We start from the raw sequence: 21,728 nt of genomic DNA on the forward strand, positions 1-21,728 counted from the left end.
AGCCCGGCCCAAGCTTCTCGAACGAGACCGGACCAACCGGCCCTTTGCGACCCCTTCGGAGGATACTCCCATGCTCGACCGCCGCCATCTCGTCGGCCTCATCGCCGGCCTGTCGCTCACCCTCCCCGGCGGCGCCTTCGCCCAGGCCTATCCGCAGAAGCCGATCACGCCGGTCGTGCCCTATGCGCCGGGCGGCGCCACCGACATCATCGGCCGCGTCGTCGCCGAGGAGATGTCGAACGGGCTCGGCCAGCGCGTCGTCGTCGAGAACCGCGCCGGCGCGGGCGGCAGCGTCGGCGCCGCGGCGGCGGCCCGGTCCCAGCCCGATGGCTACACCCTGCTCATGGGCGCGCTCACCAGCCATTCGATCAATGTCGGGCTGCAGGCCAAGTCGGGCTTCGACCTCAAGAAGGACCTCGTGCCGATCGGGCTTGCCGGCAATGTCGGCCTCGCCCTCGTCGTCCACCCCTCCGTGACCGCCAAGACGGTCCCCGAGCTGATCGCCCTGATCAAGGCCAATCCGGAGGCTTATTCCTACGCCTCCTCCGGTCAGGGCTCGCCGCAGCATCTCTCGGGTGAGCTGTTTAACCTCAAGGCCGGCACCAAGATGCCGGTCGTGCCCTATCGTGGCTCCGGCCCGGCCATGACCGACATGGTCGCCGGCCAGGTCAAGATCATGTTCGACACCATTCCCGCCGTGCTCCAGCATGTGAAGGGCGGGACGCTGCGGGCGATCGCCACCACGGGCACCGAAATCTCGCCCTTCATGCCGGAGACGCCTACGGCGATCTCGCAGGGGCTGGCCGGCTTCGAGGTCTCGTCCTGGTTTGGCCTGCTCGCGCCGGCCGGCACGCCGCAGCCGATCCTCGACCGGCTCAATGCCGAACTCAACAAGGCGCTGCAGAGCCCGAAGCTGAAGGAGGCCTTCGCGCTGCAGGGCGTGGTGCCCAAGCCGAGCACGCCGGCGGAAGCCGCCGCGCGCATCGACAGCGAGATTGCCAAATGGGGCGATCTGATCAAGACCAGCGGCATCAAGGCCGAGTGAGCCGCCAGGTCCGTCCGTCATGAGCCAGCCCGTCCAGCATCTCGCCATCGTCGGCGCCGGCATGATCGGCGCCAGCTGGGCGGCCCTCGCCAGCGCCCATGGCCTGACCGTCAGCGCATATGATCCGCATGAGGCGGCGCGCGAGCGCTTCCTCGGCCATGTCGCGCGGGCCCGCGCCCAACTGACCGAACTCGGCCTGACGGGGACCGGCTCGGTCTCGTTCTCGACCGATCTCGCGGCAGCGCTGGCCGGCGCGGGCTTCGTCCAAGAGAACGGGCCCGAGAACGAGGCGGTCAAGCGCGCGCTCCTCGCGCAGATCGACGCGGCTCTGCCGCCGGACGCGATCATCGCCAGTTCGACCTCGGCGCTGGTGCGCAGCACCATCGTCGCCGATTGCGCGAGGCCGGAGCGGGTCGTCGTGGCCCATCCGTTTAATCCGCCGCATCTCGTGCCGCTGGTCGAGATCGTCGGCGCGGATGAAGGCGTCGTCGAACGGGCCGCCGCCTTCTATCGCGCGCTCGGGCGCAGGCCCGTGGTGCTCAACCGCGAAATGCCCGGCCATATCGCCAACCGGCTGGCCTCGGCGCTCTATCGCGAGGCGGTCTACCTGGTCGAGCAGGGCGTCGCCAGCGTCGCCGACATCGACGCGGCGCTGTGCAACGGGCCGGGGCTGCGCTGGTCGCTGATGGGGCCGCATATGACCTATCATCTCGGCGGCGGCGAGGGCGGCATCGCGGGCTATCTCGCCCATCTAGGCCCGAGCCAGGTGCGGCGCTGGCAGTCGCTCGGCGATCCGTCGCTCGATGCCGAGACGCAGGCGAAGATCGTCGCCGGCGTCGCCGAGGAGGCGCAGGGGCGCAGCATCGCCGAACTGGAAGCGCGCCGCGACGAAGGTCTGCTGGCCGTGCTGAAGGCCCGCACGCTGGTCAGCGAGTGACGAGGCAGACGACCCGATGACCCCGATCCCCAACGCCGCCCCGCGCATCGCGCTCATCCACGCGCTGGAGGAATCCGTGCTGCCGGCGCGGACCGCCTTCGCCGGGCATTGGCCGGAGGCGAAGGCCTTCGACCTGCTCGACACCTCGCTCGCCACCGACCTCGCCGCGCGCGGGCGCCTCGACGCGGCGATGACCGAGCGCTTCCTGACGCTGGGACGCTATGCTGCGGCGACGGAAGCCACCACCGGACCGGCCAGGGCTATCCTCTTCACCTGCTCCGCCTTCGGCCCGGCCATCGACGCGGTGAAGCGGGCGCTGCCGATCCCGGTCCTGCGGCCCAATGAATCCGCCTTCGCCGAAGCCTTGGCGCTGGGCGGGCGGATCGGGCTGATGGTGACCTTCGCCCCCTCCCTGCCCTCGCTGACCCAGGAGATCCGCGAGATGGCAGGCGGCCCCGTCGAGGTCACCGGCGTCATGGTCGAGGGGGCGCTTGCGGCATTGAAGGCCGGCGACGGCCCAACCCATGACCGGCTGGCGGCCGAGGCGGCCGCCAAGCTCTCAGGCATCGATACGCTGATCCTGGGGCAGTTCTCGCTGGCCCGCGCCCGCCCCGCCATCGAGGCGGCGACCGGGCTTCGCGTCGTGACGACGCCGGAAGCCGCGATCCGTGGGCTGAAGCGGGCGATCGGCGCTTAGGCGCCGCGCCCGTCCGGCGGCTCAGGCCTCGCCTGTGCGAGCGGCGCCGCCGCGCGTCTTGAACAGGCTCCAGACAATGCCGGCGGCGATGATGGCGAGCGTGACGCTCAGCGAGACGGCCGGCGGGAACTTCTCCAGCCCGAGCAGGTCGGCGATGAAGATCTTCGAGCCGATAAACACCAGTACGATCGCCAGCGCGGGCTTGAGATAGCGGAAGCGCTCGATCACGGCGGCCAGCGCGAAATAGAGCGCGCGCAGGCCGAGGATCGCAAAGATGTTCGAGGTGTAGACGATGAACGGGTCGGTCGTGATCGCGAAGATCGCCGGCACCGAGTCGACCGCGAAGATCAGGTCGGCGATCTCGATCGCAATCAGCGCCATGAAGAGCGGCGTGACGAACCAGGCCGGCTTGCCGGTCGCCGGATCGGGCTGCTTCACGAAGAAGCGCTCGCCATGGTGCTCGTCGGTGACGTTGAAGCGCCGCCGCATCAACCGGATCAGGGCATTGTTCTCGAGCGCGGGCGGCTTGTCGCCCATCACCAGCATCTTCACGCCGGTGACGATCAGGAAGACCGCGAAGATGTAGAGTACCCAGCCGAACTGGGAGACGAGCGTCGCGCCGAGCCCGATCATGATCGCGCGCAGCACGATGACACCGAGGATGCCCCAGAACAGCACGCGATGCTGATAATGCGCGGGCACCGCGAAGAAGGCGAAGATCAGTGCGATGACGAAGACGTTGTCGAGCGCCAGCGTCTTCTCGACGACGAAGCCGGTCAGGTAGTTCATGCCCGGCTCGGCGCCGAGATACCACCAGACCCAGGCGCCGAAGGCGAGGCCCAGGCCGATATAGGTGCCCGAGAGGACAAGGCTCTCTTTCACCTCGATCGGCCGGTGCTCCTTGTGGAGCACGCCGAGATCGAAGGCGAGCAGGGCCGCGACGATGCCGATGAAGGCCAGCCACATCCAAGCGGGCTTGCCGAGCCAGTCGGCGGCGAAGAAAGCGAAATCCATGATCGACCGTTAGCCGGGCGCGACATCGGGAAACGATCCGACATCGCGAACGCGCCGGCAGCGCTCGCCAGAGGGGCCCGGATCAACGGGTGCGCCCGAGGTGGGAGCGGATCCGGCGGCCGTCAAGAACCGTCATGCAAAAATATTGGATCGGCCCCGCCCTTGACGCATGAGGCATCACTCCCAATCTCCAGCGGGAACCCGGGTCCGGGCCCCTCTGGCAGCGACGCTGCGATGTCGGACTCTTCCACCTGACGAGCGCTGCTGCGCTCCGATCTTGGGAGCACCGACGCCATGTCGATTGCCTATGACCTGTCACCCGCCCGCTCGCGGGCCGAAACCCTCGAACGTCTGGACGCCATCGCGAGGCTGCTCGATTCGGCCATCCGCGTGCCCGGCACCAATTTCCGTGTCGGCGCTGACGCGCTGCTGAACGTCATCCCCGGTGTCGGCACCGTCATCGCCAAGGGCGTCTCGGCCTATCTCGTCTACGAGGCGAGGCGCCATGGGCTGCCGACACTGACGGTCTGCCGGATGGCGGGGCGCGTCGGAATCGACCTCGCGATCAGCGCCATCCCCGTGGTCGGCTGGTTCGGCGACGCCTTCTACCGCGCCAATCTCAAGAATATCGACGAGTTGCGCCGCCATCTGCGCGCCATCGACGGGGCGCCGCCTTCCGGCTTCGGCGGGAGGGTCTGAGCGATGCGCAATCTCATCTGGCTGGGCGGCCTCGTCGTCCTGGGGCTCTGGAGCCTCGTCGCCTGGGGCGGCCACGCCCTGCTCGACTGGACCAGCAACTGGGCCGCGGCGAATGCCGACCAGGTCTCCGGCGTGCCCGAGATCGTCGAGACGGTGTCCTGGGCTTTCCGCAGCCTCGGCAATGCGAGCGAGATCATCGTGGTGATCGTCTGGGCGCTGGGCGCGGTGCTCATCCTGGGCCTTGTCGGCCTTGCCAACCGTTTCCTGGGCCGGCGCCGCCCGTCCCTGTCCCACCCCCGCAACTGGAGGGCCTGAGCCATGCCGACCCGGACCCAACGCAGCCAACGGGATCTGAAGCGCGACCTCGACCTCTGGCATGACGAGGAAGCCAGCCTTCAGATCGAGACCATCGCTGCCGCCTGCGCGCTGATCGCCTATGCCGACGGGATCGTGCGCCCGGCCGAGCATGACAGCATGGCGACTTCCCTCTCCCGCTTCGGCCTGCTCGACGAGCACTCGCGCACCGAGCTGCTGGCCGAGTTCGAGCATGCCACCGCCCGGTTCGAAATCGACCCGGCGGCCGGCGAGCGCGCCGCGCTCTCGACGATCGCACGGCTCCAGGGCAAGGCGCGCTTCGCCCAGGCGCTGATCGAGACCTGCCGGCTGATCGGTGAGGCCGACGGCCACTACATCGTCGAGGAGCAGTCGGCGCTGGTGAAGATCTGTCGCCAGCTCGGCGTCGACCCGGTCGCGGCCGGGGCCTTCGCCGCGCTGGCGAGGGCCTGAGGTTCGGAGCCGACTTTCCTTGATCGTTCTGCTCGACGGACTGATCGGGCTCTGCGCCCTCGCCTCGTCCTATGTCTGGTGGCTCGCGAGCCGCCAGCGCCTGCGCCGTATCAGCCGGCTGGAGGAACTGGACGCGGCCGACATGAACCGGCTGGTGACGGTGCTCAACCGCACCCAGATCCTGAATGCGCGGGCGGCGCTGCTGGCCTCCGCGACGGCTGGGCTCGCCGCGCTGCGCATCGGCATCCAGGCCGTGCGCGACGTCTGACCACCGCCGCGACTTCGTCCGCGGCGCCCCCTCAGCGCGACGCGATGCGCCGGATCGGCGGCAGGAGGCGCAGCGGCGCGCGTTTGCCCATATCCTCCGCGAGCCTCCGGAGCACCTCGTCGGAGGCGGCGTAGGTGTTGTGGCCGGAGGGATCGTCCGTCTTCGTGTCGGTGGCGTCGATCACCTCGATCCCCAGCGACTGAAGGAAGGGGATGTGACGGCGCAGATCGGCCCCGCCCAACCGGTCGACATCGCCCGCGATCCAACGCGACAGACGCAGGGCCAGGTCGTTGCGCGAGGTCACGACGATGAAACGCGGCCGCGTCTTGCCCATCTCAATGACCTGGCGCTTGAAGACATCGACGTCGATATCGGGCGAGGCCAGCACGACGGTGCGGATCTTGGGCGAGACGGCGCCGTGCTTCAGGCCGAGATCGCGCAACGCCTCTGCCGTCAGCCAGGCCCCCATCGAATGGGCGACGATGGTGATCTCCGCCACATCGGGGCTCTCGATCGCCTTTTCCAGCCCGAGCAGCAGGCCGAAGCGCGAATAGGTCGCGCTCTCGCGGTCATAGGGATAGTCGAGGGCGCTGGCGCGCGAGGGCCAGGTGAAGAGAATCGGCGCCGCCTTGAACTTCAGGTCATGGGCGACCTGGGCGAAGCGGTAGATCGCGTCCGCATAGCCGTTGTTGAAGCCGTGGACGAAGAACAGCACGCGGCGGGTGTCGCCGGCGTTGCGCCGGAACCAGGGCATGATGGCGCTCTCGGCCATCGGCTGTGCCTTCAGCGTCAGGAAGCTGGTGCGCGGATCGGCGCGGCCGGGCGACGGCCACTGGATCGTGCCTTTCTGGCGCGCGTCGTCGGGCGGGATCGAGACGACCACGTTCGAGAGTGAGAGGTCGTCGCCCCGCTCGCCGGTGAACATCAGCGCCGGGTCCGAGGCGGGCGCCCGCGTGGTCGCGACCATCATGTCGACGGTCTGTGCCCCCGCCGTGCCGGCCGCGAGCGCGACCGGCATCATCACATCCTGCCGGGAGGCGCAGCCGGCCAGCGGGAGGGCCAGCAGCACGAGCGCCAGCAACCCGGAGCGAGGATCGAAGGGCATGATGTGTCGTCCCTGCGGGCCCATCCGATGCTGCCGCGTCAGGCGATCGCCGGCGCGAGCGGCCGGGCTTCGCCCTCTGGCGCGGCCTCGGACGGCGGAGGCTCCTTCAGCCGGAACCAGGCGACGTAGAGCGCCGGCAGGAAGAGCAGCGTCAGCACCGTGCCGACGATGATGCCGCCCATCATCGCGAAGGCCATGGGGCCCCAGAAGACCTCGAAGGCAATCGGGATCAGAGCGAGGCTCGCCGCCGCCGCCGTCAGCATGATCGGCCGCATGCGGTGGCGGCTGGCCTCCAGCACGGCGGTCCAGCCGTCCATTCCCCCCTCCTGCAGCTCCTCGATCTCGTGGACGAGGATCACGGAGTTGCGGATCAGGATGCCGATCAGCGCGAGCACGCCGAGGATGGCGACGAAGCCCAGCGGCGCCCCGCTCGGCAGCAGCGCCGCGACGACGCCGATCAGCCCCAGCGGCGCCACCACCACGACCATGACGAGGCGCTGGAAGCTTTGCAGCTGGATCATCAGGATCGTCAGCATCGTCAGGAGCATGAAGGGCACGACCTTGATGATCGGAGCCTGGCCCTTGCCGCTCTCCTCGACCGCGCCGCCGACATCGATGCGGTAGCCCGCCGGCAGGCCGTTCACGACCTCCGCGATCTTCGGCGTGAGCTGCTCGACGACCGTCGCTGGCTGGACGGCCCCGAGCGGGGCGGCCTTGAGCGTAATCGTCGCCGCCCGGGCACGACGCCAGACCGCAGGCTGTTCCAGCGTGTAGGAGAGCGCGGCCACCGCGGCGAGCGGCACGGTCTTGCCGTCCTTGGTCTGGATCTGGAGGTTCTGCAGGGACTCGACCGAGTTGCGGTCGATGTCGCGGGCCCGGCCGATGACGTCGATCAGATAGATCGAGTCGCGGATCTGGGTGGCCGTGACGCCGCCGACGACGGTGTTGAGCACGGTCGCGATCGATTCCGAGGTGACGCCGAGCTGGGCCGCCTTGTCCTGGAGGACATCGACCTTCACCACCCGAGCAGGCTCGTTCCAGTCGCTGATGATCCGGCCGACCTGGGGATTGCCGGCCATGACTTGCGCCACGCGCTGCGCCTGGTCGCGCACGCCCTGCAGGTCCGGCCCGCTGATGCGGTACTGGATGGCGCGGCCCACCGGCGGGCCGATCTCGAGCAGATGCACGAAGACGTCGGAGCCGAGATAGTCCTTCTCGACCACCTTGTTCAGCCGGGCCAGCACGCGGTCTCGCGCCTTCAGATCCTTGGTAATGATGACGATCTGGCCGAAATTTGGACTGGCCGGCTGCACGTCGAAGGACAGCATGAAGCGCACCGCGCCCTGGCCGACATAGGAGCTCCAGCGCTCGATGTCGGGATCGCCCGCGAGAACCGTCTTCTCGAAATGGTCCATCTCCGCCTTGGTGGTCGTAATCGAGGCGTTCTGGCGCGCCGTCCAGTCGACGACGACCTCGACGCGGTCCGAGAGCGGGAAGAACTGCTGCTGCACGAACCGCATGCCAAAGACCGACAGGGCGAAGATCGCCACGGTGGCGGCGATGGTCGTCCAGCGACGGCGCATGCAGCCGAGCAGCAGCCGGTCGAAGAGCCGTCCGAACCGGCCGCCCTGCGTGTCGTGCTTCGGCAGGCGCTCCGGCAGCATGGTGACGCCGAGCAGCGGCACGAACAGCACCGCCACGACCCAGGAGACGATCAGCGACACGGCGATGACGACGAACAGCGTGAAGGTGAACTCGCCGGCCGAGCCGTTGTTGAACGCGACGGGGAAGAAGCTCGCCACCGTCACCAGCGTGCCGGTCAGCATCGGGAAGGCGGTGTGGGTGTAGACATAGCTCGCCGCCGTCGGCAGCGGATCACCCGCCTCGAGCCTGGCCACCATCATCTCGACCGCGATCATGGCGTCGTCGACCAGCAGGCCGAGCGCGATGATCAGCGCCCCCAGCGAGATGCGCTGGAGCGAGACGCCATAGAGCTCCATGGCGAGGAAGGTGATGGCCAGCACGAGCGGGATCGTCACCGCCACGACCAGCCCGGCGCGGAAGCCGAGGCTGATGAAGCTGACGGCGAGCACGATGACGACGGCCTCGATCAGCGCCTTGACGAAGCCACCGACCGCTTCCTCGACGATCTTCGGCTGGTCGGCGACGAGATGGACATCGATGCCGATCGGCAGGTCGCGCTCGATCGCGGCCAGCATCGTCTCGAGCTCCTCGCCGAAGGCGTTCAAATTGGAACCGGGCTTCATGCCGACGGCCAGGCCGATCGCCGGCTCGCCCTTGTAGCGGAACAGCGCCGTCGGCGGGTCCTCGTAGCCGCGCGTGATCGTGGCCACGTCCGAGAGGCGGAAGAAGCGGTCGTTGATGCGCAGGTTGATGTCACGCAGCGCCTGCTCCGAGGCGAGCTGGCCGCTGACGCGGACGCTGACGCGTTCGCCGGCGGCTTCCAGCACGCCGGAGGGCGTGATCGCGTTCTGGCCGCGCAGCGCGTCGACGACCATGGTCTGGGTGAGCCCGAGCGCCGCGATCTCGCGCGTCGAGAACTCCAGATAGATCACCTCGTCCTGGGCGCCGACGAGCTCGACCTTGCCGGCGTCAGGAAGGGTGAGCAGCCGGGCGCGGGCCCGCTCGACGTGATCGCGCACCTGGCGGGGCGTGAAACCATCGGCCGTGAAGGCGTAGATATTGCCGAAGACGTCGCCGAAATCATCGTTGAAGAACGGGCCCTGAACGCCCTGCGGCAGCTGCGGCTGGAGATCGGCCATGATCTGGCGGACCCGTGTCCAGGTCGCCCTGACCTGCGGACCCTGCGTCGTGTCCTTCAGGTTGACGAAGATGGTGGTCTGGCCGGGCTTGTTGAGACTGCGCGCATAATCGAAGGCAGGCAGTTCCTCGAGCTTCTTCTCGATGCGATCCGTGACCTGGTTGAGCGTGTCCTCCAGCGTGGCGCCCGGCCAGTTCGCCTGGATGATCATCGTCTTGATCGTGAAGTCCGGATCCTCGGCGCGGCCCAAATTGAAATAGGAGGCCAGCCCCGCCACCGCGCAGACGATCATGAAATACCAGACCAGCGAGCGGTGTCCGAGCGCCCAGCCGGAGAGATTGAAGCGGGCGCGCTGATGCGGCGCCTCATGCCCAGACGTGCTCATCGGCTGGTCTCCCCGCCCTTTACAATCTGTCCTTCAGCGAGCCGGTTGGCGCCGGCGATGACGACCCTGTCGCCCTCCGCCACACCCTCTGCGACACGCACCGACTTCTCGTCGCGCTCGGCGACCTTGACCCGAACCGACCGGACCGCGGGCCCCTGCCCGCCGACGATCCAGACGCGCTCCTCTTCGCCACGGCGGAACACCGCGGCGGCCGGCAGCTCGATCAGGCCGGCGCTGCGGGCTTCCGCCGGCCGCGCACGGATGGTGGAGCCCAGCCGCATCGCCTCGGGCGGGGCCTCGAGCGCGACCTTGACGCGGCGAAGCCGGGTCACGGCATCCGCGGCGGGTGCGATCTCGCGCACCGTGCCGTCGGCCGCAACGCGCGGATCGGCCTGGAGCAGCACGCGGAAGCGGGCGCCGACCGTGATCAGCGCCACCACCGGATCGGGCAGGTCGATCACCGCCTCGCGGATGTCCGTGCGCGCCAGCGTGACGACCGTGTTGCCGGGCACCGTCATCTGGCCGACCTCGGCGCTGACGGCGGTGACGACGCCGTCGGCATCGGCCCGCAGCGTCGCGTAGCCGAGCTGGTCGCGCGCCTTGGCGAGCGCAGCCTGGGCCTGCTCGACCGAGGCGACGGCGGCCTTCTGGCTCTGGTCGGCCTGGTCCAGCTCGGACTGGGACGAGATCCTGTTGTTGAAGAGCGTCTCGATGCGGCCGCGCGCCGCCACGGCACGCTCCTGCTGCGCCTGCGCCGAGGCCAGAGTCGCCTCGGCCGAGACCACCGCCAGCGCCAGCGCCGTCGGATCGCTCTGTGCCAGGCGCTGCCCGGTGCGGACCACGTCGCCGACATTGACGTCGCGGGCGGTGATACGGCCGAGCACCAGGAAGGCGCGGTCGACCGTGTAGCGCGCGGCAATCACCCCGGCGAAGTCGTTGTCGGCCTGTACCATCCGGCGCGCCACGGTCGTCTCGACCGGACGGGGCGGCTTGGGCGCCTCGGCCGTCTCCTTGCAGGCGGCGAGCGCCAGCCCGAGCGTGGCCAGCCCGATCATCGTGCTGCGGTTCATCGGGAGCCCCTCCCCGCCACGGGGGCGACGACCTCGCCCTGCCTCAGGAACTGCGCACCCGCGGAGACGACGAGTTCGCCCGGCTCGATGCCGCCCCCGACCACGATCTCGCCGGTGCGGTAGCTGTCGACCTGGATGGGGCGGAGCGAGACGGCGCGGGTGGCGCGGTCGACGACCCAGACGGCGGGCGTCGTCCCGCGCGAAAAGAAGGCCTGCCAGGGCAGCACCACGACCGGCCGCGGCATCATCCGGGCACGGCCGATGACGGGCGCGCCCAGCCGCATCGCGGGCGGCGTCGCCTCGAGCGAGACCTTGACCCTGACCGTGCCCTTGGCGAGATCGATCGCGGGCGAGATTTCGCGAACGCGACCCCGGGCCGTGACGCTGCGGTCCGACACCAGAACGATCTCGATGTCGCCCGCCCCCTTGTCCTGGGGGCTCTGCGCGATCACGCTCTCGGGCACGTCGAAGATGGCGTCGCGGGGCCCGTCCTGCGCGACGGTGAAGACCGATTGCGCGACCGCCACGACCTGCCCGACCTCGGCACCCCGGGCGGTGACGATACCGTCGGCATCGGCCTTGAGATCGGTGAAGGAGAGCGCGTCCTCGGCCGTCTGCAGCGCAGCCTTCGCCCCCGACAGGGAGGATCGCGCGCTCTCATAGGCCTGCCTGGCACCGTCGAAGCTGCTCTGCGTGGTGAAGCCCTGCGCCAGCAGCGCCTTCTGGCGGTCGAAGGTTGCGCTGGCGTTCTTGAGCGTCGCCTCCGCGGCGGCCAGTCCCGCCTGCTGCGAGGCAACCTCGGCGAGTTGCTGTGAATTCTCCAGCCTGGCGAGGACCTGACCGGCCACGACACGGTCGCCGACCTCGACGCTGCGCTCGGCGATCCGCCCCTGGATGCGGAAGCCAAGATCGCTCTGGACGCGCGCCGCGAGCTCCCCTGTCAGGGCGACCACCGGTGCCTGCTCGCTGCGGGCCGCCTCGACCGTCTCCACCGCACGAGGGCCCAGCGCACCCTCCTGCGCGGCAAGCGGTGCCGCCGCGGCGATGAGGGCGAATGCGAGGACCGAGGCCCGTCTCGCGGCGGGAGGCACACCATGAATGACCACAGGGCAGATTTCCGACTGAACCGTTCAGTTCAGTTGACGCAGTCGCCTTCGGCTGTCAAGATCAAACTGTACCGTTCAGTTCAAATCGCCGCCCAAAGGAGTTCCATGCCGTTGTCCGAGCCTGCCGTCGCCCTCCCCCACGCCCAGACCAGCGCCGCCCCACCGAGCCGCAAGGCGCTGCAAATTCTCGACGCCGCGACCGAGCTGTTCCTCGGCGAAGGCTTCGACAGCGTGTCGATGGATCGGGTGACCCAGGCGGCCGGCGTCTCCAAGGCGACGCTCTACGTCCATTTCAGGACCAAACAGGAACTCTTCACCGGCGTCATCCTGCGCGAGGTCGAGGCGGTGCGGCGGCTGACCTTCATCCGGTTGACCGATGCGCCCGACATCGCCTCGGCGCTGCGCGCGATCGCCCATCACCTCGCCGCCTTCTTCGTCAGCGAGCGGATGGTCAAGCTGAAGCGGGCCGCCATCGGCGCGATCGCGCATTTTCCCGAGCTGGCGGAGGTGATCTTCCGCGCGGGGCCGGGCCAGACCATCGCGACGCTGGCGCAACATCTGACCGAACGCGGAGCGGCGGAGGGTCTCGCGATCCCCGATCCCAATCTCGCCGCGCGCCAGTTCCTGAATCTCGTCTGCGGCGATTTCGAATTCGGCGGCGTCCTGCCCGCCCCGGCCCTCTCCGATGCGGAGATCGACCACGTCATCGAGGAGGCGATCGCGATGTTCTTCGCGCGCTATCGCAGGGTGGAGGCGAGGCGCTGAAGGCACGGCGGAAATGCGCCAGAGCCGCACGCGGTCTCGGCGTTACTGACATATGCCGAGATCTAGCAGTGGGATGGAGCGCGTTACTGACGCTCGACCTTCACCCCGCCTTGTCGACGTTCGTGGACGCACCCCTGCCGTAGGATTCTTGCCGCGAGGCCCGGGCGCGTCGCTTAGCCTGCCCCTGGCGCCGCCGGTCAGGCTCGCAAGGCTCGGTGGCAGACAGATGCCACGTCGCTGAAGACGCCCTAAAAAGCAGACCCAGCGCAATATCCGCGGCCTTGGCAGCGCCCTGCGCTATGTTACCGTGCGTTTAGAGCGGATCCAAAAGCCGCCACCGGCGGCGCGAAGAAAGCCGCCGCCGGCTACCGCCTTGATCCGGCGCGCTGCGCGCTGATCATTCAGGACATGCAGAACGATGTCGTGATGGAGGGCGGCGCCTTCGCGTCCTCGGGATCGCCGGAGCACTGCAAGCAGCAGAACGCGATCGCTAACGCGGCCCGTCTGGCGCAGGCGGCGCGTGCCCGCGGCATCCCGGTGATCCATGTCTGGTTCGTGGTCGAGCCCGGCGCGCCGGGCGTCACCATGAACGCACCGCTGTTCGAGGGGCTGGCCGACGCCAAGGCGCTGGTGCGCGGGACCTGGTGTTGCGCCCCCGTGCCCGGGCTGGAGGCTCAAGCCGGCGACCATGTCGTCGAGAAGTGTCGCATGAGCGCCTGGGAGGGGACGAGGCTGGAGACCGTGCTCAAGGCGCTGGGCCGCGACGTCGTCATCGTCACCGGCGCCTGGACCAACATGTCGATCGAGCACACGGCGCGCAGCGGCGCCGACAAGGGCTATTTCATGCTGGTGCCGGAAGATGCCTGCTCGACCATGAACGCCGAATGGCACGCGGCCTCGGTCAATTACGCGCTGCAGAACGTCTGCATCGTCACAGATGTCGATGCGGTCATTGCCGCCGTCGAGTGAAACGTGGCGCGGCCTTCGCTAGACGTCGCGATCGTGTATGCGGCGTTTTCTGCTACGAAGATTGCTCGCATGGGCAACCACGCAGGCGGAGGACTTGGTTCCCAAGTAGCGCCTGCTGCTCCCTCTCCTTTTCACAGATGACCTTTTCACCGATGACTGCGGTCCAGGAAAGTCGTGACTGCCCCTGGCTTGATCTCTAGCTTTAAATCTTAGCCTTCCACCATGAGACAAAGCATGGTCTAAACGTCGCAACATGCAGGTCAGACACGTGTGCCTCCATCAGCCATGATCACCGAGGCTGTGCAAAACGATGCCTCGTCGGAAGCGAGCCAAAGGATCGGCCAAGCAACTTCGCGCGGATCGGCCCAGCGCTGCATGATGTTGTGGTCGACCTTCTCGGTCCGCAGATCCTGCTCGCTCTTGCCCTGGGGCGCGAAGCGCCGGACATGGAAGGGCGTCAGGGTCAGTCCGGGGCAGACCGCATTGACGCGGACCCCGTGCCCAACCTCCTCGAAGGCGAGCGTCTTGGTCATCGAGATGATGCCGGCCTTGGCGACGTCGTACTGTCCCATCCCGCCGCGCGGGTTGAAGGCGTGGGTCGAGGAAATGTTGACGATGGCGCCCTTGCCGGAGCGCCGCAGCTCAGGCAGCGCCTCGCGCGCCAGATAGGCATAGCTCAGCAGATTGACCGAAAGGATCTTTTGCCAGGTCTCAGCCTTGGCCGCGTCGAGCGGCTCGTAGGAGCGGATGCCGGCATTGTTGACGAGCACATCGACGCCGCCGAAGGCCTCGAGTGTGCGCGCGACGATCTCGGCCGCCGCACTCTCCTGGCCGACATCAGCGGGGATCGCGATCACCTCAACGCCGGGCACGGCCGCCTGCACCATGGCCTCGACCTCGGCGAGGACGGCTTCGTCGATGTCGACGAGGGCAAGGCGTGCGCCCTCCTCCGCGAAGAGTTGGGCCGTGGCGGCGCCGATGCCCCCCGCCGCTCCGGTGATGATCGCGCTCTTGCCGCTGAGACGGGCCATGGTCTTACCCTTTCGAGATGTTGCCGTCAGCCGGCGAGCGTCGCACTCGATTCCAGCGCGCCCCGGCCGGTGGCGACACGCCAGAGCCAGACGAGGCTGTAGACCGCCATCAAGGCGGCACAGGCCGGGATCGCGCCGTAGAACCAGGCCTTGTCGAGGCGCAGGAACGGCGTCGTCTCACCGGAATTTTGCGTGAAATCCAACCCGTAAACGCTCAGCACCACCGCGAAGCCGAACATCGCCAGGTTGATGCCGATCTCGACCAGCCGTTTGGCGGCGGCCGGAAGCAGATCCTCAAACAGCATGACGCGGTAAAGGATGCCCTCGCGCCACAGGGCCAGCGAAGTCAGCATCACCAGCCAGATGAACAAAAGCTCGACCAGTTCGTCGTAGCCGGGGATGGTGAAGAGCGGCAGCAGCCTGAGCACGATGGCAAGCGCCAGCAGCACGAACAGGCCAAGCAGGCAGGCGATCGCGGCGGCCTTGCAGAAGCCAGCGACGAACCGATCGAGGACACTCAGCATTCCGATCATCGCGCCACCCCGTAACCGAGCGTGTGCGGCAGCCACAGCGAGACGGCCGGGACATAGGTGATGAGCAGCAACACTCCGATCAGCGCCAGCACATAGGGCCAGATCTCCCGCGTGATCTCGGCGATCGAGATCTTGGCGATGCCCGCGACCACGTAGAGGCACAGGCCGACCGGCGGCGTCACCAGGCCGATCATGATGTTGAGCACCAGGATGACGCCGAAATGCACCGGATCGACGCCGATCTGGGTGATCACCGGCAGCAGCACCGGATAAGCGATGATCATGATCGCGATGCCCTCGATGAACATCCCAAACAGCAGCAGCGCGAGATTGATGACGAGCAGGATCACCCAGGGCTCGGAGGACAGCGTCAGCAGCGAGGCGAGCACCGCGTTCGGGATCTGCTGCTGGACCAGGACCCAGCCGAAGGGCGCGGCGAGCGCGATGATGAACATGACCTGCGCGGTCTGACGCGCACTGTCCCAGAGCACCGCCAGCGTGTCGGTCCAGCTGAGTTCGCGATAGACGAAGCGCCCGAGCACGAAGGCGTAACCGGCCGCGACCACCGCGGCTTCGGTCGGCGTCGCGATGCCTGTGAAGATGACGGCCAGGATCGCCGGCGGCAGCAGCAGCGCCGGCATGGCGCGCAGGACGATGCGTCCGATGTCGCGCAGCGGCGGCAGCCCCTCGCCGCGCGGCAGGTTCATCTTCCTGGCGACCAGCGCGATCACCGCCATCAGCGACAACGCCATCAGCAGCCCCGGCACGATGCCGGCCAGGAACAGCGCGCCGACCGAGACATTGGCGAGGCTGCCATAGATCACGAAGGGGATGCTGGGCGGAATGACGGGACCAATCGTCGCCGACACGGCCGTGATGGTCGCTGCAAAACGACCCGTGTAGCCGGCCTTGGTCATGGCGCGATGCTCGATCACGCCCAGGCCCGCCGCATCCGCCACCGCCGAGCCCGACATGCCGGCGAAGATCACGCTGCCGATGACGTTCACATGCGCCAGCCCGCCGCGGACGCGCCCCATGCAGAGCTGGGCGACCTGGAAGATGCGCTCGGTCGTGCCGCCGACATTCATCAGGTTGCCGGCGAGCACGAAGAAGGGGATCGCCAGCAGCGGGAACGATGTCGTCCCTGCATAGGTACGCTGGATGAAGATCACCAGCAGATCGGGGCCGACCGTGGCGACCATGGTGCCGATGGCCACGAGTCCGAGCGCCACCGCGATCGGGACGCCCAGCATGATGACGACGCAGACGCCGATCAGGACGGCGGAAACCAGCATATGGGCTACGATCCTCGGGCAAAGGGCACATGCGTCGTCGCCCCGAAGCGATCAGACGCTTGTGCAAGAGCCCCCGCCGCCGTTCGATCGACGGTGGCAGGGTCGTTCTGCGCAGGATCAGGCGACGCGGGCAGCGGCGACGAGCTTGGTCCAGGTGTTCCAGGTGTCGTCGCTCAGCGCCTTGCGCAGCTGCGCATAGGCCGGCTCCATCTTGTCGCGGAAGGGGCCGACATCGGGCCGTGTTACCGCGACGCCGGATTTCTGCATCTCGGCGAGATTGCGCTCCTCGCTGTCGCGCACGGCCTTGCGCGCTGCCGCACCGGCGGTTGCCGCCTCCTCGCTGACGATCTGGCGCTGCGCCTCGTTGAGCTTGTTCGACCAGCTGCGCGGATTGGCGCAGAACATGATCGAGGCATAGATGTGCCGGGTCAGCGCAATGTGTTTCTGGACCTCGAAGAACTTCGCCGCGAAGGTCGTCCCGACGGGGTTGTCCTGGCCGTCGACGAGGTTGTTGGCTAGCGCGAGATAGACCTCCTGGAAGGCGATTGTCTGGGTGCTGGCGCCCAGCGCCTCGAAGGCGGCCTTGATGGCGAGTTCGGGAGGCACACGCAGCTTCAGCCCCTGCACGTCCTGGGGGCCGTTGATCGGCCGGCGGCTGTTGGTCAGCGCGCGAAAACCCCATTCGAAATTAGCGATCCAAGTGAAACCGGCAGCCTTGAGCTGCTCGGCGATGAAGTCGCGGCCCGTGACGTCGAGCGTGCGGTGCGCGTGCTCGTAGGAATCGAACTGGTAGGGGATGTTGATGACGCCGATCGTCTTCGACAGCGCCTCGATATTGGCGGGGTTCAGCAGCATCATGTCGATGGCGCCGAGCCTAGTCTGCTGCGCCGCCTCGACCGGCGAACCGAGCGCATTGTTGGGGAAGATCGTAATCTTGACCTCGCCCTTGGTTCGCTCGGCGATGCGCTTGACCATCGCATCGGCCTCGATGTGGACCGGATGGCTCTGATCGGCCGGGTGGGTGAGCTTGAGCTCGACCGCCGCGAAGGCCGGCCGGATGAAGGGCGCGCTGACAGCAAGGGCCGTGCCCCCGCCAAGAAGCGTGCGCCGCGTAACGTTGCTGGCGATCATGGCTGTTTCCTCCGCTCCCGACCGCACGACGCACGGCCTCTTAGTCGCGCGTGAGCTGCCCTCTGCGTGGAGCGGGCTCCGCCGGCTTTCTGCGAAGCCTGGCGCAAACTTGCATGCAAGAAACGCCGACGTCAATCGATGGGTTGATTGTCAGCGCTGGCGGTCATTGGCGCTGGCTCCTCGCCAGAGAGAGCAGCGACCAGACCCGAGAGACCGTTGCGCACGTGCTGACGCAACGCTTCACCAGCCTTGGCGGAATCGCGCGCAGACAGGGCGTCAAGGATGCCCTGATGTTCCTGGATCGCCGCCTTCCAGCGTGTTGGCCAGAGATTGGAGGAGTAGCGCGCGCGGTCGACCTGCAAGGCCAGCAGATCCCAAACCCAGAGTAAAACGGGGTTGGCCGCGAGCTCGACGATCTTGCGATGAAACGCGGTGTTGACCTCAAAATAGCCCGGCAATTCGTCGCGCGCGTGATGGAGGCGCATGCGGTAGTGCAGCAAGCCGATTTCGGCGATGGCTTCCTCTGTCATGTTTCGCGCGGCAAGCTCGCCGGCAAGCCCCTCAATGGTGGTCACAACGTCGATCAGCGCGGTGACGTGGTCGAGATCAAGTTCGGCGACCACAGCCGACTGGTTCGGCAGCGCGCGCAACAGACCGTCCTGAATCAGTGTTTTGATCGCCTCCCGCACCGGAGTGCGCGAGACTGCCAGTTGCTCGCAGATCTCCCGTTCGTTGAGCTTGGCGCCTGGAGCAAGCACGCCGGTTACGATCAGATTTCGCAGCTGGGTCACAACTCCCCCATGCAGCGCGCCCTTCCTACGACCGCCATCGAGGCTCTGGGTACGGGCAATCAACGCGGCGAGAGGCGTAGGGGTCTGGGGAAGCGTCATGTCGGGACGATCATCATCGAAGGGAGGTCGGTCTGGAGCTGCGTGTCGGTCTTAGCGAACCTGCGTCCGGCACCTTGACCGCCGTCACTGCTTGCATGCAATTTTTTCCCCTTCAAGTGACGTCAGCAGTCCTGCGCGTCTTGGGAACCCTCAGCCATGCAGATTATCGACCTTTCAATGCCCATCGGGCAACATTTCCGCTGGCCGGTCGAACTTGCGATCAAGGGGGACATCTCACAGGGGGACCAGTTCCGCGTTTCGCGGCTGTCGGCGACCTGCCACGGCTTCTCTCACGTCGATGCGGCGGCGCATTTCGTTGCCGACGGTCCAACGATCGAGACCACTCCGCTCTCGGCCGTGGTCGGGCCCTGCCGCGTGCTCAACCTGAGCCACCGGCCCGCCGACGCCGCCATCGAGCCCGAACACCTTGCCGCCGCCGACCCCGGCGGTGCTGAGGGCGAGATTTTGCTGCTGGCTGCCCACTGGTCCGACCGCCGCGACTACAACGCCCGCGAATTCTGGACGCAGGCGCCGTGGCTCACCCGTGCCTCAGCGGAATGGCTGGCCGCCCGCAAGCCCAGCGCGGTGGCCTTCGACTTCCCGCAGGACTTCCCGATCCGCTTGCTCCTGGACGGCAAGGAGGTGCCAAAGACCGAGCATGTCACCCATGACGTCCTCCTCTCCAACGGTGTCACGTTGATCGAATACGTCGTCAACACCAGCCGACTGACGGCTCCGCGCAACCTGTTTTCCGCCGCGCCGTTGCTGATTCCGAATGCCGACGGCGCTCCGGCTCGGTTCTACGCGATCGAGGGCCTGGCGGTCTGACCGAAGAATGGGCTGCCGAAGAAGCACGCCGCTTCTCTGAGCTCCGGGCCGGTACAGCTGGCGATGAGAGAACCCTGATAACCCTCCCGACCCGACGGCACGGCGATGGTGAAAAGCCTTCGCCCATTCACGGCCGCGGTTCGAGGCGGCGCGCAGTCGAAAAGAGCCAAGCGATTTCGGCGGCGAGAGCGTCGGCGTCGCGCCGGACCCCGACCGCGCCCTGGTTAATCCGCTGACCCGGCTCCAACCGGCCCTCGATAATCATGTCGCGCAGGCACTCGAGCACCTCTTCATGAAGCGTGCGTCGCGGGATGCGGGGATAGGCCTCGGCAGCCTCGCTCATCAGCTGTTAGCTGCTTCATGGGGCGCTGCGCCGTTGCCATAAGCCGCTGTCAAAGCGACAGAGAATTGCCGAAAAACATCGTATCTTGCCTCATGCGGGCCGCCAGAAGCGGAGAGGCGCCGTCTAGCGCCACATCGCTGAGCCGGATCGCCTCGCCCGCCCGAACTGGCCGGACCAGTGTCGCGTCGGCGACCAGATAGAACGGCGCAGGATTACCCTCGCCCAGCGGACCTGCAGGAATCATCGCACCACCGACATTGGTGATGCTGTGATGATGGCCGCCCATGCTCAGCACGGTGCCAACAGCCAGATCAGCCTCGGCCACCGCCACGAGATCCTGCCGCGGGCGGTAATCAGTGCCATAACCGGATTGTCCAAGGCCGGCGGCATCCAGCATGGAGGTCGCCGCCTCCAGACCGAGAAGATGGCGCGGCAGATAGAGTGCGGCCGTGTGCCCGCCCGATGCCACGACATGGCCCTTGTCAGCGAGCAGCGCCCAGCTGGCCGGATCCTCGCAACGAACCGTGACAAACACTCCGCCCGCAAAGCTCGCCTCGTCTGCCCGCCGGAGGTGATGGAACACGTCGACCCGCCGGGTACCGCCCAGCAAGCCGCCCTGCCCTCGCTCGCAAAACAGGTCGCCGAGTTCCGCTATGCGTGCGGGCGGCGCATGGAAGCGCGCGGTGTCCGCACAAAGCCCGGTCGCATTGGCGACGACCGTCATCTCGCACAGATCGGGCACGGTGCGCAGCGGAAAAGCTGTACCCAGCACGCCGGCGCGAGCAGAGGACCGCGCAACCGCGTCAGGTCCGCCCAGAGACCAATGCGCTGCAAGCGCGGGGAGGGTCCGAGTGACGCCGTTGCAGGTGACCTCGCCCGACGCCGGATCGAAGACGAAATCGTATTCGCTCGACTTGCCGGCGCCGATCACCTCCAAGCCGAGCAACTCCGCCCAGGTCACGAGCCCGATCAGAAGGCTGGGCTGATCCCCGTCGACAGGAGTGACGACGACACCCCTTTCAGCCGCCAGATGGGCAAGGCCTGGCCCGATGACCGAGTCGGCCTCCTTGGAAACGAGCGCAACGTGGCGGCCTGCCTCGATGGCAAACAGCGCGTGACGCGCCGCGGCGACCGGCGCGCCGGTGGCCTCAATCAGAATGTCGAACGGCAAGTCGATGACAGCCGCCAGCGCGTCGGCCGCGATCCGCCTGCCAGAAGACCAGGCCGCCCGCGCCTCGGCCGCCGTTGCGCAGAGCGCGATGTCCCGACGCGCGAACCCGGCTGAAGCGAAAGCCTCTCCCGCCGCCTCCATGGTTTTGTCCACCGCGATACGCGCGTTGACGAGAGGAATGCGAGCTGCCTGGGCCAGGAAGGAGCGACCGAAGCTGCCGCTGCCGACCAAGCAGGTCTCAACGGGGCGCGCGATGCGCGCATAGTGCTGATGGAAATTCACGACGGCTCCTCTGGCTAAGAATGCCCTATGCCATTCTTGCATGCAAGAATAGTCAACCCTGAGTGATGCGCTGAATAGGAACCATCTGATCTATGCAAGCATCTCGGGCTTCGGACAGACGGATCCGTGGTCGCAGCGGCGCCGCACTTGCTGTCGCCGCCGATCCGGCGGCCCGCGTCACGGTGCTCCATGGCATGGGCGGCAAGGCTTCGTCTCGGGCACCGATATCTCGGGCTTTGCCAACTTCTCAGGCGATGCTGACGGCGTCGCTTATGAGCAGGAGATCAACGACTGCATGCGCGCGCTCGACGCCATTCCCGTCACGACCATCGCTTTCGTCGATGGCTGGGCTGTCGGCGGTCGGTTAAACATCGCGGCTGCTTGCGACTTCCGTATCGCCACGCCCGATGTGAGCCCCTGGGCCGCGCAGCCTACTGACATCTCGTATCTGGCATGCAAGATTGTCGGTTCGACGCGAGCCATGCCAACAGGAGAAAATACGATGAGCGAGACCGGCATTCGGCCAGTGCCTTGGCATGCAATCGACGCCCATAACCAGGACGGGAGCGTGTTCGCATGAGCACATCCGCCCTGCC

General features: G+C 67.4%; 22 protein-coding genes and 1 pseudogene. 11 read left to right on the forward strand and 12 right to left on the reverse strand.

The annotated features are described in order from the left end of the window. The first annotated feature begins 70 nt into the window (after positions 1-70). The 3 genes from ABIE41_RS18590 to ABIE41_RS18600 are packed head-to-tail and all read left to right on the forward strand — an operon-like array spanning position 71 to position 2,679. The gene (locus ABIE41_RS18590) at positions 71-1,045 is read left to right on the forward strand and encodes a Bug family tripartite tricarboxylate transporter substrate binding protein (protein WP_192641746.1); all 975 of its coding nucleotides are present in this window, start codon (positions 71-73) and stop codon (positions 1,043-1,045) included. Between the two features lie 19 nt (positions 1,046-1,064). Continuing rightward, positions 1,065-1,982 carry a 3-hydroxyacyl-CoA dehydrogenase NAD-binding domain-containing protein gene (locus ABIE41_RS18595; protein ID WP_192641747.1) on the forward strand — a complete coding sequence of 306 codons (918 nt, stop codon included), beginning with the start codon at positions 1,065-1,067 and terminating at the stop codon, positions 1,980-1,982. 16 nt (positions 1,983-1,998) lie between these two features. Then, positions 1,999-2,679: an aspartate/glutamate racemase family protein gene (locus ABIE41_RS18600; protein ID WP_192641748.1), complete on the forward strand. Its 681-nt coding sequence runs from the start codon at positions 1,999-2,001 to the stop codon at positions 2,677-2,679. 21 nt (positions 2,680-2,700) lie between these two features. On the opposite strand, the gene ABIE41_RS18605 is transcribed toward ABIE41_RS18600, so the two are convergent. Continuing rightward, the gene (locus ABIE41_RS18605; RefSeq protein WP_192641749.1) at positions 2,701-3,693 is read right to left on the reverse strand and encodes a TerC family protein; all 993 of its coding nucleotides are present in this window, start codon (positions 3,691-3,693) and stop codon (positions 2,701-2,703) included. 294 nt (positions 3,694-3,987) lie between these two features. Between ABIE41_RS18605 and ABIE41_RS18610 the strand changes: the two genes are divergently transcribed. The 4 genes from ABIE41_RS18610 to ABIE41_RS18625 are packed head-to-tail and all read left to right on the forward strand — an operon-like array spanning position 3,988 to position 5,446. Beyond that, a complete protein-coding gene (locus tag ABIE41_RS18610; RefSeq protein ID WP_192641750.1) occupies positions 3,988-4,392 on the forward strand; it encodes a DUF4112 domain-containing protein in 405 nt (134 codons plus the stop codon). A gap of 3 nt (positions 4,393-4,395) precedes the next feature. Continuing rightward, positions 4,396-4,707 (forward strand): hypothetical protein, encoded by a 312-nt coding sequence (locus ABIE41_RS18615; RefSeq protein WP_192641751.1) that lies wholly within the window; start codon positions 4,396-4,398, stop codon positions 4,705-4,707. A 3-nt stretch (positions 4,708-4,710) separates the two neighbouring features. Beyond that, positions 4,711-5,178, forward strand: a complete 468-nt coding sequence (locus tag ABIE41_RS18620; RefSeq protein WP_192641752.1) for a TerB family tellurite resistance protein — start codon at positions 4,711-4,713, stop codon at positions 5,176-5,178. A 19-nt stretch (positions 5,179-5,197) separates the two neighbouring features. Further along, a complete protein-coding gene (locus tag ABIE41_RS18625; protein ID WP_192641753.1) occupies positions 5,198-5,446 on the forward strand; it encodes a hypothetical protein in 249 nt (82 codons plus the stop codon). A gap of 31 nt (positions 5,447-5,477) precedes the next feature. Here the strand turns inward: ABIE41_RS18625 and ABIE41_RS18630 are convergent, their stop codons facing one another. From ABIE41_RS18630 to ABIE41_RS18645, 4 genes are read right to left on the reverse strand one after another with little or no spacing between them, the layout of a single operon-like run. Further along, positions 5,478-6,551 carry an alpha/beta hydrolase gene (locus ABIE41_RS18630; protein ID WP_192641754.1) on the reverse strand — a complete coding sequence of 358 codons (1,074 nt, stop codon included), beginning with the start codon at positions 6,549-6,551 and terminating at the stop codon, positions 5,478-5,480. Between the two features lie 38 nt (positions 6,552-6,589). Further along, the gene (locus ABIE41_RS18635; protein WP_192641755.1) at positions 6,590-9,718 is read right to left on the reverse strand and encodes an efflux RND transporter permease subunit; all 3,129 of its coding nucleotides are present in this window, start codon (positions 9,716-9,718) and stop codon (positions 6,590-6,592) included. Continuing rightward, a complete protein-coding gene (locus tag ABIE41_RS18640) occupies positions 9,715-10,788 on the reverse strand; it encodes an efflux RND transporter periplasmic adaptor subunit (protein ID WP_192641756.1) in 1,074 nt (357 codons plus the stop codon). Before ABIE41_RS18640 ends, ABIE41_RS18635 begins: the two co-directional genes overlap by 4 nt. Continuing rightward, positions 10,785-11,894, reverse strand: coding sequence for an efflux RND transporter periplasmic adaptor subunit (locus ABIE41_RS18645; protein ID WP_354192777.1), 1,110 nt, complete (start codon positions 11,892-11,894; stop codon positions 10,785-10,787). The genes ABIE41_RS18640 and ABIE41_RS18645 overlap by 4 nt, the downstream gene beginning before the upstream one ends. 111 nt (positions 11,895-12,005) lie before the next feature. Between ABIE41_RS18645 and ABIE41_RS18650 the strand changes: the two genes are divergently transcribed. Together ABIE41_RS18650 and ABIE41_RS18655 are read left to right on the forward strand one after the other, a co-directional pair. Continuing rightward, positions 12,006-12,659, forward strand: a complete 654-nt coding sequence (locus tag ABIE41_RS18650; protein WP_192641757.1) for a TetR/AcrR family transcriptional regulator — start codon at positions 12,006-12,008, stop codon at positions 12,657-12,659. 363 nt (positions 12,660-13,022) lie between these two features. After that, positions 13,023-13,628 (forward strand): annotated as a pseudogene (locus tag ABIE41_RS18655) (cysteine hydrolase family protein); the annotation flags it as partial. Between the two features lie 260 nt (positions 13,629-13,888). Here ABIE41_RS18655 and ABIE41_RS18660 read toward each other — a convergent pair. The 5 genes from ABIE41_RS18660 to ABIE41_RS18680 form a co-directional block, all read right to left on the reverse strand. After that, positions 13,889-14,659, reverse strand: a complete 771-nt coding sequence (locus tag ABIE41_RS18660; protein ID WP_192641759.1) for an SDR family NAD(P)-dependent oxidoreductase — start codon at positions 14,657-14,659, stop codon at positions 13,889-13,891. Between the two features lie 26 nt (positions 14,660-14,685). Next, positions 14,686-15,183: a TRAP transporter small permease gene (locus tag ABIE41_RS18665; RefSeq protein WP_192641760.1), complete on the reverse strand. Its 498-nt coding sequence runs from the start codon at positions 15,181-15,183 to the stop codon at positions 14,686-14,688. A gap of 5 nt (positions 15,184-15,188) precedes the next feature. Further along, on the reverse strand, positions 15,189-16,487 hold the full coding sequence (locus ABIE41_RS18670) for a TRAP transporter large permease (RefSeq protein WP_192641761.1): 1,299 nt from the start codon (positions 16,485-16,487) through the stop codon (positions 15,189-15,191). Positions 16,488-16,604: 117 nt separating this feature from the next. After that, entirely contained in the window at positions 16,605-17,618 is a 1,014-nt protein-coding gene (locus ABIE41_RS18675; protein ID WP_192641762.1) for a TRAP transporter substrate-binding protein, read from the reverse strand. 131 nt (positions 17,619-17,749) lie between these two features. Then, positions 17,750-18,508 carry a GntR family transcriptional regulator gene (locus ABIE41_RS18680; RefSeq protein WP_192641763.1) on the reverse strand — a complete coding sequence of 253 codons (759 nt, stop codon included), beginning with the start codon at positions 18,506-18,508 and terminating at the stop codon, positions 17,750-17,752. Between the two features lie 156 nt (positions 18,509-18,664). Between ABIE41_RS18680 and ABIE41_RS18685 the strand changes: the two genes are divergently transcribed. Continuing rightward, complete coding sequence (locus tag ABIE41_RS18685; protein WP_192641764.1) at positions 18,665-19,336, forward strand: cyclase family protein; 672 nt, start codon at positions 18,665-18,667, stop codon at positions 19,334-19,336. 127 nt (positions 19,337-19,463) lie between these two features. Here the strand turns inward: ABIE41_RS18685 and ABIE41_RS18690 are convergent, their stop codons facing one another. Further along, the gene (locus ABIE41_RS18690; protein ID WP_192641765.1) at positions 19,464-19,679 is read right to left on the reverse strand and encodes a hypothetical protein; all 216 of its coding nucleotides are present in this window, start codon (positions 19,677-19,679) and stop codon (positions 19,464-19,466) included. A gap of 49 nt (positions 19,680-19,728) precedes the next feature. Next, complete coding sequence (locus tag ABIE41_RS18695) at positions 19,729-21,132, reverse strand: flagellar biosynthesis protein FlgA (protein WP_192641766.1); 1,404 nt, start codon at positions 21,130-21,132, stop codon at positions 19,729-19,731. A gap of 226 nt (positions 21,133-21,358) precedes the next feature. On the opposite strand from ABIE41_RS18695, the gene ABIE41_RS18700 reads away from it, so the two are divergent. Continuing rightward, on the forward strand, positions 21,359-21,712 hold the full coding sequence (locus ABIE41_RS18700) for a Clp protease/crotonase-like domain-containing protein (protein ID WP_354193502.1): 354 nt from the start codon (positions 21,359-21,361) through the stop codon (positions 21,710-21,712). Positions 21,713-21,728 lie beyond the last annotated feature (16 nt).

It is taken from the genome of Bosea sp. OAE506 (assembly GCF_040546595.1).
In the GTDB taxonomy this organism is placed as follows: Bacteria; Pseudomonadota; Alphaproteobacteria; order Rhizobiales; family Beijerinckiaceae; genus Allobosea.

Bases quoted from the DNA above. Each gene is read 5' to 3' on its own strand.
- ABIE41_RS18600 (WP_192641748.1), top strand. From the start codon at position 1,999: ATGACCCCGATCCCCAACGCCGCCCCGCGCATCGCGCTCATCCACGCG.
- ABIE41_RS18590 (WP_192641746.1), top strand. From the start codon at position 71: ATGCTCGACCGCCGCCATCTCGTCGGCCTCATCGCCGGCCTGTCGCTC.
- ABIE41_RS18685 (WP_192641764.1), top strand. From the start codon at position 18,665: ATGCAGATTATCGACCTTTCAATGCCCATCGGGCAACATTTCCGCTGG.
- ABIE41_RS18660 (WP_192641759.1), bottom strand. From the start codon at position 14,659: ATGGCCCGTCTCAGCGGCAAGAGCGCGATCATCACCGGAGCGGCGGGG.
- ABIE41_RS18680 (WP_192641763.1), bottom strand. From the start codon at position 18,508: ATGACGCTTCCCCAGACCCCTACGCCTCTCGCCGCGTTGATTGCCCGT.
- ABIE41_RS18665 (WP_192641760.1), bottom strand. From the start codon at position 15,183: ATGCTGAGTGTCCTCGATCGGTTCGTCGCTGGCTTCTGCAAGGCCGCC.
- ABIE41_RS18690 (WP_192641765.1), bottom strand. From the start codon at position 19,679: ATGAGCGAGGCTGCCGAGGCCTATCCCCGCATCCCGCGACGCACGCTT.
- ABIE41_RS18670 (WP_192641761.1), bottom strand. From the start codon at position 16,487: ATGCTGGTTTCCGCCGTCCTGATCGGCGTCTGCGTCGTCATCATGCTG.
- ABIE41_RS18595 (WP_192641747.1), top strand. From the start codon at position 1,065: ATGAGCCAGCCCGTCCAGCATCTCGCCATCGTCGGCGCCGGCATGATC.
- ABIE41_RS18630 (WP_192641754.1), bottom strand. From the start codon at position 6,551: ATGCCCTTCGATCCTCGCTCCGGGTTGCTGGCGCTCGTGCTGCTGGCC.
- ABIE41_RS18615 (WP_192641751.1), top strand. From the start codon at position 4,396: ATGCGCAATCTCATCTGGCTGGGCGGCCTCGTCGTCCTGGGGCTCTGG.
- ABIE41_RS18605 (WP_192641749.1), bottom strand. From the start codon at position 3,693: ATGGATTTCGCTTTCTTCGCCGCCGACTGGCTCGGCAAGCCCGCTTGG.
- ABIE41_RS18620 (WP_192641752.1), top strand. From the start codon at position 4,711: ATGCCGACCCGGACCCAACGCAGCCAACGGGATCTGAAGCGCGACCTC.
- ABIE41_RS18635 (WP_192641755.1), bottom strand. From the start codon at position 9,718: ATGAGCACGTCTGGGCATGAGGCGCCGCATCAGCGCGCCCGCTTCAAT.
- ABIE41_RS18610 (WP_192641750.1), top strand. From the start codon at position 3,988: ATGTCGATTGCCTATGACCTGTCACCCGCCCGCTCGCGGGCCGAAACC.
- ABIE41_RS18640 (WP_192641756.1), bottom strand. From the start codon at position 10,788: ATGAACCGCAGCACGATGATCGGGCTGGCCACGCTCGGGCTGGCGCTC.
- ABIE41_RS18675 (WP_192641762.1), bottom strand. From the start codon at position 17,618: ATGATCGCCAGCAACGTTACGCGGCGCACGCTTCTTGGCGGGGGCACG.